Source organism: Leclercia sp. G3L (genome assembly GCF_021117075.1).
GTDB lineage: Bacteria > Pseudomonadota > Gammaproteobacteria > Enterobacterales > Enterobacteriaceae > Enterobacter > Enterobacter adecarboxylatus_C.
On sequence record NZ_CP088265.1, the window covers coordinates 2232785 to 2245883 of the forward strand.

The following is a 13099-nucleotide window of genomic DNA, read 5'->3' on the forward strand; positions in this document are numbered from 1 at the left end:
CTTAGCAAACCCCAAAATCACCGTCTTCTTTATACAGCGTTACGTCCGCTGCCTTCAGGGTGAATTTCTCCCCTTGCTCGTTACTCGCCTGCACCGCCACAATCTGATCTTCATGCACTTCGATGACTTTAAGTTTCGGTCCGCCCATGCGCGGTTGTACGAGATCGCCAACAGAAAACATAATTACCTCCTTCAGGATTGATGTGTCCCTGAGCTTAGCCCAGGCGCAGGCCCGGGTACAGCATCCCGCGAGGATTACCCCTTAATCGCCAGACTAAACCTGTGTAAAGAGGGTAAAAGAGGGTAAAACTTCACGCGAACGCTGGCGGCTGTGCGTAGACTCACTACGCTTAAGGTAAAAGCTCTTCTTTTACAATGACCTGACTGCTTACATGGAGAATCTATGGGTTTCTGGCGTATCGTAATTACCATCATTTTACCGCCCCTTGGCGTGCTGCTGGGTAAAGGCTTCGGCTGGGCGTTTATTCTGAACATCATCCTGACCCTGTTGGGTTACATCCCCGGCCTTATCCACGCGTTCTGGGTGCAGAGCCGCAGCTAATCCCGCCACAGTAAATCGCTGTAGATCCCGGTCAGCACCCCCTGAGGCGCAAACTGCTGTTTGATCCAACGGGTGACCTGACCGGTAGCCGCATGCTGCGTGGCGAGCAGCATGCGCGAATCCTGGCGCGGGTTATTAATACGTCGCGTCACCAGCAGTCCTGCATCCACCGCCTCTCTCGCCATATGCTCCGGTAAAAAACCAATCCCTTCTCCGAGGATCTGACACTGGCACTTGGTATTGAAATCCGGAACCAGGATCGCCTCCTGGCCGTGCAGCAGCCAGCCCACTTTTTTATTGATGGTGTGCGCCGTGTCTTCAACCATGATGTTGGGATACAGCCGCAGCTGGCTCTCGGCCAGCGGCTCCGGGGCCAGCGCCAGCGGATGGTCCGGGGCGATGGCGAACACCCAGCGGATGGCGCCAATCTCGGTGTAATCAATCCCGCCGCCGTCGAGCAGGGTATCCGGAGCACCAATGGCGATATTCGCCTGGTTATTGATGATCGAATCCCAGACCCCGTTGTACACCTCGGTCGTGACCGTGATCTGGCAGGTGGGGAACTGCTTTTTCAGCACCTGTAACAGGCGAGCGGTGTGGCGCGGGGTGTAGAGCAGCTGGTTGATGCAGATCCGCACCCGGGTCTCAATGCCCTGCGAAATGGTGTCGATCCCACGCTTGATGGCGTGGAAGTCATTCAGCAGGTCTATGGATTTGCGGTAGAAGTAGAACCCCGACTCGGTCAGCTCGATGCTGCGGGTGTTACGCACAAACAGCACCACGTCGAGGCCGGTCTCCATCCGCTTGATGGTGTAGCTGATGGCTGAGGTGGTCACCCCCAGTTCGGCGGCGGCTTTGCTGAAGCTGCCAAAACGCGCCGCGGTGGTGAAGGCCAGCAGGTTCTCTTCGGTAAAGATGGAATTCATATTATGGCTCCCGGCACCCATCAGTTTTGAACATATTTTAACAAAGTGGTTACAACGCATTTGACGCCGGTCACAGTTCTGCTAATTTGCTGCGAGCCGCACGGCACAAGGGCTCAGTAAACATAAGCAGAATGCAGCTTAGGGGCTTAAAAAGCGGTAAAACATAAGGAAAAGGTTGCACAGACGCACATTTTGACTCCACTGTTAAATTTAACTCAACAATGAATTCGCTGTCGATGAATCCTTTTTAAGCGGATTCTTTTCTGACCAGGCCGTTGCTATGCTCAGTCCATCAGAAAGGAAAACCAGGAGTGTGGATATGTCCAGCAATGAGCTTGTTACTGAATTTCTGCTAGCCGCCGAACAGGGAAATGCCGACGCATTAAAAGCCTGTCTGGAAAAAGGGGTGGATATTAACGCCACCAACCGGCAGAAAAGAACCGCCATTATTATTGCCAGCCTGAATAAACATTATCCCTGCGTGGAATTACTGATTGCCGCCGGGGCCAATATCGACCAGCAGGATCAGACCTGTTTCAACCCGTTCCTCATCAGCTGCCTGACCAACGATCTCACCCTGCTGCGCCTGGTGCTGCCGGCCAACCCGGATCTCGACAGGCTGACCCGCTTTGGCGGCGTGGGCATCACCCCGGCCAGCGAGAAGGGGCATCTGGAAGTGGTGCAGGAGCTGCTGACCCACACCGACATCAACGTTAACCACACCAACTTCGTAGGCTGGACGCCGCTGCTCGAAGCCATCGTTCTCAATGATGGCGGTGCCCGCCAGCAGGCGATTGTGAAGCTGCTGCTCGACCACGGCGCCAACCCGCACATGACCGACAAGTACGGCAAATCTCCCCTCGAACTGGCGCGGGAAAAAGGCTTCAACGAGATCGCCGACCTGCTGATCGCCGCCGGCGCGTAATACCCCCGGCCAGCCGTTTCGGGCTGGCCTGAAATTAAAACCGGACCGTTTTTCCATCATGCCTTCGGGCGTGATGTGGCCCCCTTTTGCCCGCATCCAGGAGGACGTAATGCCCACCAAAATCGTAATAAAAAAGAATACTTATTTTGATTCCGTATCGCTGATGTCGGTTTCCACCAAAGCCAATAAATTGCCCGGCGTGGAACAGGCCTTTGTCGCCATGGCCACTGAAATGAATAAAGGCGTATTAAAAAATCTCGGCCTGCTGACGCCGGAATTAGAAGACGCCAAAAACGGCGACCTGATGATCGTCATTAAAGGCGAGGCCGCCAACGACGACACCCTGGCCGCCATCGAAGCCCTGTTCACCCGCAAAGAGAGCGCCGGCAGTCATGAAGCGCGATACGCCACCCTCGCCAGTGCCAAAACCCATCGCCCGGAGAGCAATCTGGCGGTGATCTCCGTCAACGGCACCTTTGCCGCCCGCGAGGCGCGCCAGGCGCTGGAGAACGGCCTCAACGTGATGCTGTTCTCTGATAACGTCTCGCTCGACGACGAGCTGGCGCTCAAGCAGCTGGCCCACGAGAAAGGGCTGCTGATGATGGGGCCGGACTGCGGCACCGCCATCATTAACGGGGCAGGGCTGTGCTTTGCCAACGCGGTGCGTCGCGGCTCGATCGGTATCGTCGGTGCCTCCGGTACCGGCAGCCAGGAGCTGAGCGCGCGCATCCACGAGTTCGGCGGCGGGATCTCCCAGCTGATCGGCACCGGCGGCCGCGATCTGAGCGAAAAAATCGGCGGGCTGATGATGCTCGACGCCATCGGCATGCTGGAAGCCGACGACGCCACCCAGGTCATCGCGCTGATCTCCAAACCGCCTGCGCCTGCGGTGGCCGAGAAAGTGCTGGCCCGCGCCCGCGCCTGCCGTAAACCTGTGGTGGTCTGCTTCCTCGGTCGCAACGAGCCACCGGCCGATGAAGACGGATTACAGTTTGCCCGCGGCACCAAAGAGGCGGCGCTGAAAGCGGTCTTGCTCACCGGGATTAAAAAAGAGTCACTGGATCTGCACCCGCTCAACTGGCCGCTGATCGAAGAGGTGCGCGCCCGTCTGACCCCGCAGCAGAAGTACATTCGCGGCCTGTTCTGCGGCGGCACCCTGTGCGACGAAGCCATGTTCGCCGCGCTGGAAAAATACGACGATGTCTACAGCAACATTCAGCCGGATCCGACCAAACGTCTGGCAGATATCAACGTCAGCCAGGCCCACACCTTCCTCGACTTTGGTGACGACGACTTCACCAACGGCAAACCGCACCCGATGATCGACCCGACCAACCGCATCAGCCGCCTGCTGCAGGAGGCGCGGGATCCCGAAGTGGGTGTGATCGTCATGGACTTCGTTCTCGGGTTCGGATCGCACGAAGATCCGGTGGGGGTGATGATCGAGGCGATCAAGGAGGCGCAGGCGATCGCCAGAGCCGACAACCGTCCGCTGGAGATCCTCGGCTATGTGCTCGGCACCGACCAGGATACCCCGTCTCTCAGCCAGCAGTGCCAGCTGCTGACCGATGCGGGCGTCATCTGGGCCAGCAGCAGTACCAATACCGGATTACTGGCACGTGAATTTGTCTGCAAAGGGGAGAAAGCCTGATGACCACCTTATTTAACCAGCCGCTTAACGTCATTAACGTCGGCATCGCCCTGTTCAGCGACGACCTGAAGAAGCAGCACGTCCCGGTTACCCACCTCGACTGGACCCCGCCGGGGCAGGGCAATATGCAGGTGGTGGAAGCGCTGGATCAGCTGGCGGATAAACCGCTGGCGGAGAAAATTGCCGCTGCCAACAAAATCGCGCTGGAGCGCATTATCCAGTCTCACCCGGTGCTGGTGGGCTACGACCAGGCCATTAACGTGGTGCCGGGGATGACCCGCACCACCATCCTGCACGCCGGCCCGCCGGTGGCCTGGGAAAACATGTGCGGAGCGATGAAAGGGGCCGTTACCGGGGCGCTGGTGTTTGAAGGGCTGGCAACAGATCTCGAGGACGCGGCACGGCTGGCGGCCTCCGGGGAGATCACCTTCTCGCCGTGTCACGAGCACGACTGCGTGGGCTCGATGGCGGGCGTTACCTCCGCGTCGATGTTTATGCACATCGTCGAGAACAAAACCTGGGGCAACCGCGCCTTCACCAACCTCAGCGAGCAGATGGCGAAGATCCTGCGCATGGGTGCCAACGACCAGAGCGTGATCGACCGTCTGAACTGGATGCGCGACGTGCTCGGCCCGATGCTGCGCGATGCCATGAAAATCATCGGCGAAATCGACCTGCGCTTAATGCTGGCTCAGGCCCTGCACATGGGCGACGAGTGCCACAACCGCAACAATGCCGGCACCACGCTGCTGATTCAGGCCCTGACCCCGGGGCTGATCCAGGCGGGCTATCCGGTGGAGCAGCAGCGCCAGGTGTTTGAGTTTGTCGCCAGCAGCGACTACTTCTCCGGCCCGACGTGGATGGCGATGTGCAAAGCCGCGCTGGATGCCGCCCACGGCATCGAGTACAGCACCGTGGTCACCACCATGGCGCGCAACGGCTACGAGTTTGGCCTGCGCATCTCCGGCCTGCCGGGGCAGTGGTTCACCGGCCCGGCGCAGCAGGTGATTGGCCCGATGTTCGCGGGCTACAAGCCGGAAGACTCCGGGCTGGATATCGGCGACAGCGCCATCACCGAAACCTACGGCATCGGCGGCTTTGCGATGGCGACGGCCCCGGCGATTGTCGCCCTGGTAGGCGGCACGGTGGAGGAAGCCATCGACTTCTCCCGCCAGATGCGCGAGATCACCCTCGGTGAAAACCCGAACGTTACCATTCCGCTGCTGTCGTTCATGGGCATCCCGACCGCCATCGACATTACCCGCGTGGCGGGCAGCGGCATCCTGCCTGTGATCAACACGGCGATTGCCCACAAAGACGCCGGGATCGGCATGATTGGGGCGGGCATCGTTCACCCGCCGTTTAGCTGTTTTGAAAAGGCGCTGTTGACCTTCCGCGATCGCTACTTCTTATAAGGTAAGCATCCATGAAAAGCATGAAACTTGAGTGGAAAAGAGGTGACTGGGCGGCGTACTTCGGGTTGATGACCAACAACCTGACGAACCTGCTGACCATGATGGGGCTGCTCATTTTTGTCGTCGGCATCCCGAAAGAGATTGTTTATGGACGTATTGCGCCGGCCTTCGGGCTGGCGGTACTGGTGGCGAGCGTCTGCTACGCGTGGTTCGGTTTACAGATGGCGCGCCAGACCGGGCGTAACGACGTGACCGCACTGCCGTCGGGGCCGAGCGCCCCGTCGATCTTCACCGTGACCTTCCTGGTGCTGATGCCGGTCTATCAGCAGACCGGCGATGCGGATTTCGCCATCCAGATTGGTCTGGTGTGGTGCTTCGTGGAGGCGATGATCCTCGCGGGCGGTTCCTTCCTCGGCGAAACCATCCGCAAGATGATCCCGCGTACCGTGCTGCTGTCGTGCCTGTCCGGTCTGGGTCTGCTGCTGCTGGCAATGAACCCGATGCTCCAGGCCTTCGAAGCGCCGACGGTCTCCTTCATCGTGCTGCTGCTGATCTTCATCAACTGGTTTGGTAAAAAGCCGATCTTCGCCCGCATCCCGACCGGTCTGCTGCTGCTGATCGCCGGTACCGCGCTGGCGTGGATCTCCGGCCTGCAAAGCCCGGAAGCGATCAAAGCCTCGATGTCCTCCTTCGGTTTCAACCCGCCGGAAGTGCATATCGACAGCTTTATGCAGGGTCTGCCGCACGCGCTGCCGTATCTGGCGTCTGCGGTTCCGCTGGGGCTGGCGAACTACATCTTTGACCTTGAGAACATCGAAAGCGCCCACGCGGCGGGGGATGAGTACCCGACCCGCAAGGTGATGCTGGCTAACGGTCTGGCCTCGATGCTCGGCTGCCTGATGGGCAACCCGTTCCCGGTGACGGTCTACGTCGGCCATGCGGGCTGGAAAGCGATGGGGGCGAGCATCGGCTACACGCTGGCCTCTGGCGTAACCATGTTCATCGTGCCGCTGTTCGGGCTGGGGGCCTTTATGCTCGCCATCATTCCAATGACCGCCATCGTGCCGATTCTGGTCTTTATCGGCGTGGTCACCGCCAACCAGGTGGTGAGGGAAACGCCCAAAGTGGAGGTGCCCGTCATCTTTATCTGCCTGTTCCCGTGGATCGCCAACTGGGCGCTGACCATGATGAACAGCGTGATGGGGGCGGCGGGGACCAACGCGGCGAAAATCGGTACCGACGTGCTGCACAGCAAAGGGATTTACTACGAAGGGCTGATGCACCTCGGCAACGGCGCACCGCTCGCCAGCATGCTGTGGGGCTGTATCGCCATCTTCGCCATCATCAATAAACCGCTGCGCGGTGCGGTCGCTGCCGCCGTCGGGGCGCTGCTGGCCCTGTTCGGGGTGATTCATGCCCCGGTGGTCGGCTTCGCCGAGGGCAGCTCGCTGACCTTCGTGCTGGCCTACCTGATGATGAGCGGCATGTTTGTGGTGAAGCATTTTCTCGATAGCCGCGAAGCCGCGAGCGTTGAACCAGCCCCTGTTGCGAAGGAAAACGTATGAAAGAACTCATGGTCGTCGCCATCGGTGGCAACAGCATTATCAAAGATAACGCCAGTCAGTCGATTGAGCACCAGGCGCAGGCGGTGAAAGCGGTCGCGGACTCGGTGCTGGAGATGCTGGCCTCCGACTATGACATCGTCCTCACCCACGGCAACGGCCCCCAGGTGGGGCTGGATCTGCGTCGGGCGGAGATCGCCCACGAGCGGGAAGGGCTGCCCCTGACCCCGCTGGCGAACTGCGTGGCCGACACTCAGGGCGGGATCGGCTACCTGATCCAGCAGGCGCTGAACAACCGTCTCGCCGCCCGCGGCGAGCAGAAGGCGGTGACGGTGGTGACTCAGGTTGAAGTGGACCAGAACGACCCGGGCTTTACCCATCCCACTAAACCGATTGGCGCTTTCTTCAGCGAGGCCCAGCGTGATGAGCTACAGCGCGCCCATCCCGACTGGCATTTCGTTGAGGATTCTGGCCGCGGATACCGCCGCGTGGTGGCCTCGCCGCAGCCGGTGCGCATCGTCGAAGCCGACGCCATCAAGGCGCTGACGCAAAAAGGCTTCGTGGTGATTGGCGCGGGCGGCGGCGGCATTCCGGTGGTGCGTACCGCACAGGGCGACTACCAGAGCGTGGATGCGGTGATCGACAAAGATCTCTCCACCGCGCTGCTGGCCCGCGAAATCCACGCCAACGTGCTGGTGATCACTACCGGCGTGGAGAAAGTGTGCATCCACTTCGGCAAGCCCAACCAGCAGGCGCTGGAGACGGTGAGCGTGGCGCAGATGACGCGCTACATGGAAGAGGGCCACTTCCCGGCGGGCAGCATGCTGCCAAAAATCGTTGCCAGCCTGGAATTCCTGCACCACGGCGGCACGCGGGTGATCATCACCTCGCCGGACTGCCTGCCTGCGGCGCTGCGTGGCGAGACGGGTACCCATATTGTGGCCTAACCCCGGCGGGCTTCCAGCCCGCCGCGAGACAATACAAGGACAAGACAATGAGTGAGAATAAAAGCCGCCGGGAGTTTCTCAGCCAGAGCGGCAAAATCGCAACCGCTGCCACCGCCTGTGCGCTGTTTGGCGCTACCGGCTCCGTCGCGTATGCTGCTGACACAGCGAAACCGACCTGCGAGACGGGCAAACCGATGAACATCACCGCCACCCACTACTATCTGGATAACGTGCTGCTGGAGGCCGGGTTTAACTTTGACGGCGACGTGGCCGTCAGCACCCGCACCGAGCTGAAAACCCTGGAGATCAAGGATGGCAAAATCGCCGCCCTGCTGGATAACAACAGCCACGCCGACGCCATGCTGCCGCACTACGATGGCGGCGGCAAGCTGCTGCTCCCGGCGATGCGCGACATGCACATCCATCTGGATAAGACCTTTTACGGCGGTCCGTGGCGCTCCCTGAATCGCCCGGCGGGGACCACCATTCAGGACATGATCCGCCTCGAGCAAAAGCTGCTTCCGGAGCTGCAACCTTACACTCAGGAGCGGGCGGAAAAGCTGATCGACCTGATCCAGTCGAAGGGCTCCACCATCGCCCGCAGCCACTGCAATATCGAGCCGACTTCGGGGCTGAAGAACCTCGAGAATTTACAGGCGGTACTGGCGCGGCGGAAGCCTGGATTCGACTGCGAGATTGTCGCTTTTCCGCAGCACGGCCTGTTGCTCTCGAACTCGGAGAAGCTGATGCGTGAGGCGATGCAGGCCGGGGCGCACTATGTCGGCGGGCTGGACCCCACCAGCGTCGACGGCGCGATGGAGAAATCCCTCGACCTGATGTTCCAGATTGCGCTGGATTACGACAAAGGGGTGGATATCCACCTGCACGAAACCAGCCCGGCGGGCGTGGCGGCGGTGAACTACATGGTGCGAACCGTGGAGAAAACGCCGGAGCTGAAGGGCAAGCTGACCATCAGCCACGCCTTTGCCCTGGCGACGCTCAGCGAGCAGGAAGTGGACGCCCTGGCCCCGCGCATGGCGGCGCAGCAGATCACCATCGCCTCTACCGTGCCGATCGGTACCCTGCATATGCCGCTCAAGCAGCTGCGCGATAAAGGGGTGTTTGTGATTACCGGCACCGACAGCGTGATCGACCACTGGTCGCCGTATGGCCTGGGGGACATGCTGGAAAAAGCCAATCTGTATGCCCAGCTCTATATCCGCCCGAACGAGCAGACGCTGTCCCACGCGTTAGGTATTGCTACCGGCGACGTGCTGCCGCTGAACGACAAAGGCGAGCGCGTGTGGCCGAAAGCGCAGGATGCCGCCAGCTTTGTGCTGGTGGACGCCTCCTGCTCCGCCGAAGCGGTGGCGCGCATTTCCCCGCGCACCGCGACCTTCCATAACGGCAACCTGGTGTGGGGGACGGTGGGCTGATGTTGTGCCGGGTGGCGGCTACGCCTTACCCGGCCTACGGTTCGCGATTTTTGTAGGCCGGGTAAGCGAAGCGCCACCCGGCAATTGCAAACGACTCAATACCCCACCTTATAGACCCGCCCGCTCTGCACCCCTTCCACGCTGCGGCGATAGGCCTGGGCAACGGTGGCGGCGGGCACGCTTTCGAAGCCCGGGAAGAAACCGTCGTAGGCTTCGGCCGATTCGGTAAGCACCGTCGGGCTAATCAGGTTGATCCGAATTCCACGCGACAGTTCGCACGCTGCGGCGCGGACAAAGCCCTCCAGCGCGGCATTGACCGTGGTGGCATTCACCCCCTGGGCAATCGGCTCGTGGGCCACAATGCCGCTGATCAGGGTTATCGACCCGCCTTCATTCAGATAGTGCTGCCCGGTCAGCGCCAGCCGCACCTGGCCCAGCAATTTATCCTGTAGCCCCTGGTTGAACTGGCTGTCGGTCATGGTCGACAGCGGGCCAAAGTGCAGCCCGCCGCTGGCGGAGACAATGGCATCAACCGGGCCGATCTTCTCGAACAGCGCCTGCACGCTGGCCTGCGAGGTGATATCCACCTGATGATCGCCTTTTGTGCGACCCACGCGAATGACTTCATGACGACGACTCAACTCTTCTGTGACTGCCTGACCGACCGTACCGCTGGCACCAATAATGACGATTTTCATAGCCGACTCCTCTGTATGTGAGCCTTGATTGTTTAACAAACCGAAGAGCGGATAAACTGGGCTAAAGTTAGATCATTATTAACCAGAGGTTTGTAATATGGATAAGCTTCGCGGCATGGAAACCTTTATCGCGGTGGTGGAGAGCGGCAGCTTTACCGGTGCCGCCGCCCGGCTCGATATGTCGGCGGTGATGGTCGGGAAGTATATCGCCTGGCTGGAAACGCAGCTCGGCACCCGGCTGCTGGAGCGCAATACCCGCCGCCAGAGCCTGACTGACGCCGGGCGGGTCTGGTTTGAGGAGGCAAAGCGGGTTATCGAGCAGGTCGCCATCGCCGAACGTTCGGTGGAGCGTCTGCGTACCGCACCCGCGGGCACGCTGCGGGTGACCGCGCCCACCTCATTCGGCGGGTGCGTGATTGCCCCGCTGACCGCCACCTTTTTGCAGCGTTTCCCGGAGGTGCGTGTCGAGCTGGATCTTACTAACCGGATGGTCGATCTGGTGGAGGAGGGGGTGGATCTGGCTATCCGCATTGGCGATATCCACACCGGGGATCTGGTAGCGAAATACCTCTGTCCTTACCGGATGGTGATCTGCGCCGCGCCGGACTATTTAGCCCGTCACGGCACACCGCAAACGCCGGACGATCTGGTGGAGCATCTTTGTCTCTCCCACACCGTCTGGACCGCGCGCAACGAGTGGCGGCTGCCGGGTGTGGAGGGGGAAGTGCGCTGGAAGCGCGATGCGATCTTGCGCTGTAACGACGGGTATGGGCTGCGGATGGCGGCGATTGCCGGGGCGGGATTGCTGTTACAACCGGAGGTGCTGGTGGCGGACGAGCTGGCGAATGGTCGGCTGATACGTGTTTTGGAAAGTTACACGCCACAACCCCGACCGGTGCATCTTTTATGGCGTCAGGATCTGCGGCCGCTGCCGAAGTTAACCCAGTTTATCGCCCATATTATGCAGGCCGGGGAATAGTGCGGTCTGTAATGCCCGGCGGCGCTGCGCTTGCCGGGCCTACAAAACCCTCGGACCGTAGGCCGGGTAAGGCGTAGCCGCCACCCGGCATCAGGGCGCACCAATCAGAAGCTGTAACCCACACCCAGGTTCCAGCCGTTGATCCCGTAGTCATCGCCCAGGTCGGCAGTGGTACCTTCGTAACCGACGTGGATCGCCAGATCAGGCGTTGCGTTGAACTGTACGCCCGCGCCGTAGGCGAAAGAGGTCGATTTGTCATCGATGCCGTTGCGCTCGGTATAGTTGTCGCCGCCGTTCACCCAGGTGGTGTGGCCGTCTGCTTTCACGCGAGCAACGCCGCCCAGCGCATACAGGGAAACGAATTCATTAAGGCGATACGCCGGGCCTGCCATCAGGGAGTAATATTTCACTTCGATGTGATTTTTAATGGAGTCGGAAGCGAGATAATAATGCTCGTCCTGATCGCCGCTCATATAGGTAAATGAACCCACCAGGCTTACCGGGGAATCCCACTCGTAGCGATACTGAACGTTCACGCCGCGGATATTTTTAAAGTCTTCAACGTTACTCTGCGCATAACCCACCGAAACGGTGTGATTATCCGCCAGAGCAGCGCCGCTTGCCAGACTCGCCGCAACGCATACCGCCAGGGTAATTTTTTTCATTTTCCGTAATCCTTGTTGTCATTTTTTATGTGTAATGCCATATATCCCCAACCATCAGGCTGGAGATATTCCACTGCAAATTAAGGCGATAAAATTGTTGGTTGTTTTGGCAGGCGATGAAATAGGGAATAATCTTAAAAGCCGGAATAGTCCTGGAATTTGCCTCCCCTATATTGGTAGGGTGTGATGCTTACTCATCATACTTAACGCTGATGCTTATTTTCTCTGCGGGTATTTCAACGGTGATATCGCAACCTGTCCAGACCGCTTTGCCGTGGGTCATATTGTTCTGAATATAATAGTCCCGTAAGTTAACTAACAGGAGCCGAAGATGATAACTGGCTAACTTATCCGGCATGAACCAGTCCTGGTTATCCTGTTGATCAACATAATCATATTCATACTCGCATGACTCGCCATCCAGCGCTAATTTTGCGCGCGCAATGATTTTCTTTGCCTCAGCAGGACCGGCATCAACCAGTAATTGACCAATTTTATTATGCAGATCGTCTAAGTCGCTCATTTATTTATCCTGAAATTTTATTTAGTGTGAGATTATTATCTGTTAATCAGCATACTTAAAATCAATCGCGATTCTGAGCGTTTCAACATCGACCGTTATTTCACAGGCGTGCCAGAACGCGGGCTGTTGTGATGAGATGTTATCAACAAAAAATTTCCTCAGCTCAACCAGAAGGTCCAGCAAATCAGCATTGGCCTGTGCGCCTGCAGTAAACCAGCTTGTCTCACCTGAGGTGCTGTCCACATAATCAAACTCACATTTGCAGTGGTCATCTTCGGGCGACAGCTCAGCGCGAGCGATGATTTTTGCGGCGTTATCGGGCGCTGCGGCTATTAAGACCGAGCCAATATCATTATAAATAGCCTGGGATTCGCGCATATTTTCTCGCCCTTACTTCGTCATAGTTGAACACTTAATTACATTTTCCAGTGGGGGCTTTGAGCGGCCCGCACTCATCGAAGCCCAGCACCACATATCCTTTATCCTGCATGCAGGCTTCCACTTTTTCTACCCGGGCAAATATTGCTTTGTGGTCTTCCCCGGATAGCTACTGCCTCTGCCCCATGCTGGACTGTCTACATCGATATTTTTATCGACGCCGCAGGCATAAAGATCGGCTTTACGCTGTACCCGATCGGTATGGCCCAATGCTGGTGACCCTGTTTATCGACATAGTCATAAGTAAACTCACCGCAGTTACTTTCAGGATCTAACGTGGCACACAGAATGATTTTTTCCCCAGTATCAGGCGCGATCGAGAGCAATACTTAACCAATGTCATTATAAATATCCTGGGATTGACGCATCATC

General features: G+C 58.6%; 14 protein-coding genes. 8 read left to right on the forward strand and 6 right to left on the reverse strand.

All coding sequences use genetic code 11. The features are described from left to right. Position 1: 1 nt before the first annotated feature. Complete coding sequence (locus tag LRS40_RS12185; RefSeq protein WP_142486840.1) at positions 2-181, reverse strand: hypothetical protein; 180 nt, start codon at positions 179-181, stop codon at positions 2-4. A gap of 222 nt (positions 182-403) precedes the next feature. Here LRS40_RS12185 and LRS40_RS12190 point away from each other — a divergent pair, with 222 nt between their 5' ends. Next, complete coding sequence (locus LRS40_RS12190) at positions 404-562, forward strand: YqaE/Pmp3 family membrane protein (protein WP_032613478.1); 159 nt, start codon at positions 404-406, stop codon at positions 560-562. On the opposite strand, the gene LRS40_RS12195 is transcribed toward LRS40_RS12190, so the two are convergent. Further along, positions 559-1488 carry a LysR substrate-binding domain-containing protein gene (locus LRS40_RS12195; RefSeq protein ID WP_142486839.1) on the reverse strand — a complete coding sequence of 310 codons (930 nt, stop codon included), beginning with the start codon at positions 1486-1488 and terminating at the stop codon, positions 559-561. The genes LRS40_RS12190 and LRS40_RS12195 overlap by 4 nt on opposite strands. Before the next feature lie 319 nt (positions 1489-1807). Here LRS40_RS12195 and LRS40_RS12200 point away from each other — a divergent pair, with 319 nt between their 5' ends. The 6 genes from LRS40_RS12200 (at position 1808) to LRS40_RS12225 (ending at position 9424) form a co-directional block, all read left to right on the forward strand. Continuing rightward, the gene (locus tag LRS40_RS12200) at positions 1808-2413 is read left to right on the forward strand and encodes an ankyrin repeat domain-containing protein (protein WP_142486838.1); all 606 of its coding nucleotides are present in this window, start codon (positions 1808-1810) and stop codon (positions 2411-2413) included. Between the two features lie 109 nt (positions 2414-2522). Beyond that, the gene (gene fdrA, locus LRS40_RS12205; RefSeq protein ID WP_156264475.1) at positions 2523-4064 is read left to right on the forward strand and encodes an acyl-CoA synthetase FdrA; all 1542 of its coding nucleotides are present in this window, start codon (positions 2523-2525) and stop codon (positions 4062-4064) included. Beyond that, positions 4064-5479, forward strand: a complete 1416-nt coding sequence (locus tag LRS40_RS12210; RefSeq protein WP_231313789.1) for a DUF1116 domain-containing protein — start codon at positions 4064-4066, stop codon at positions 5477-5479. Before fdrA ends, LRS40_RS12210 begins: the two co-directional genes overlap by 1 nt. A gap of 11 nt (positions 5480-5490) precedes the next feature. Further along, entirely contained in the window at positions 5491-7044 is a 1554-nt protein-coding gene (locus tag LRS40_RS12215; RefSeq protein ID WP_142486835.1) for a xanthine permease, read from the forward strand. Further along, complete coding sequence (locus tag LRS40_RS12220) at positions 7041-7988, forward strand: carbamate kinase family protein (protein WP_142486834.1); 948 nt, start codon at positions 7041-7043, stop codon at positions 7986-7988. Before LRS40_RS12215 ends, LRS40_RS12220 begins: the two co-directional genes overlap by 4 nt. A 47-nt stretch (positions 7989-8035) precedes the next feature. Next, a complete protein-coding gene (locus LRS40_RS12225; protein WP_231313790.1) occupies positions 8036-9424 on the forward strand; it encodes an amidohydrolase family protein in 1389 nt (462 codons plus the stop codon). Positions 9425-9519: 95 nt separating this feature from the next. Here the strand turns inward: LRS40_RS12225 and LRS40_RS12230 are convergent, their stop codons facing one another. Next, a complete protein-coding gene (locus LRS40_RS12230) occupies positions 9520-10122 on the reverse strand; it encodes a short chain dehydrogenase (RefSeq protein WP_231313791.1) in 603 nt (200 codons plus the stop codon). Positions 10123-10219: 97 nt separating this feature from the next. On the opposite strand from LRS40_RS12230, the gene LRS40_RS12235 reads away from it, so the two are divergent. Further along, complete coding sequence (locus LRS40_RS12235) at positions 10220-11101, forward strand: LysR family transcriptional regulator (protein ID WP_231313792.1); 882 nt, start codon at positions 10220-10222, stop codon at positions 11099-11101. A 104-nt stretch (positions 11102-11205) separates the two neighbouring features. Here LRS40_RS12235 and LRS40_RS12240 read toward each other — a convergent pair whose 3' ends face one another. From LRS40_RS12240 to LRS40_RS12250, 3 genes are all read right to left on the reverse strand, one after another. Further along, a complete protein-coding gene (locus LRS40_RS12240; protein ID WP_156264471.1) occupies positions 11206-11766 on the reverse strand; it encodes an Ail/Lom family outer membrane beta-barrel protein in 561 nt (186 codons plus the stop codon). Positions 11767-11956: 190 nt separating this feature from the next. After that, positions 11957-12289 carry a hypothetical protein gene (locus tag LRS40_RS12245; RefSeq protein ID WP_231313793.1) on the reverse strand — a complete coding sequence of 111 codons (333 nt, stop codon included), beginning with the start codon at positions 12287-12289 and terminating at the stop codon, positions 11957-11959. A 42-nt stretch (positions 12290-12331) separates the two neighbouring features. Next, positions 12332-12667, reverse strand: a complete 336-nt coding sequence (locus LRS40_RS12250; protein ID WP_231313794.1) for a hypothetical protein — start codon at positions 12665-12667, stop codon at positions 12332-12334. Positions 12668-13099 lie beyond the last annotated feature (432 nt).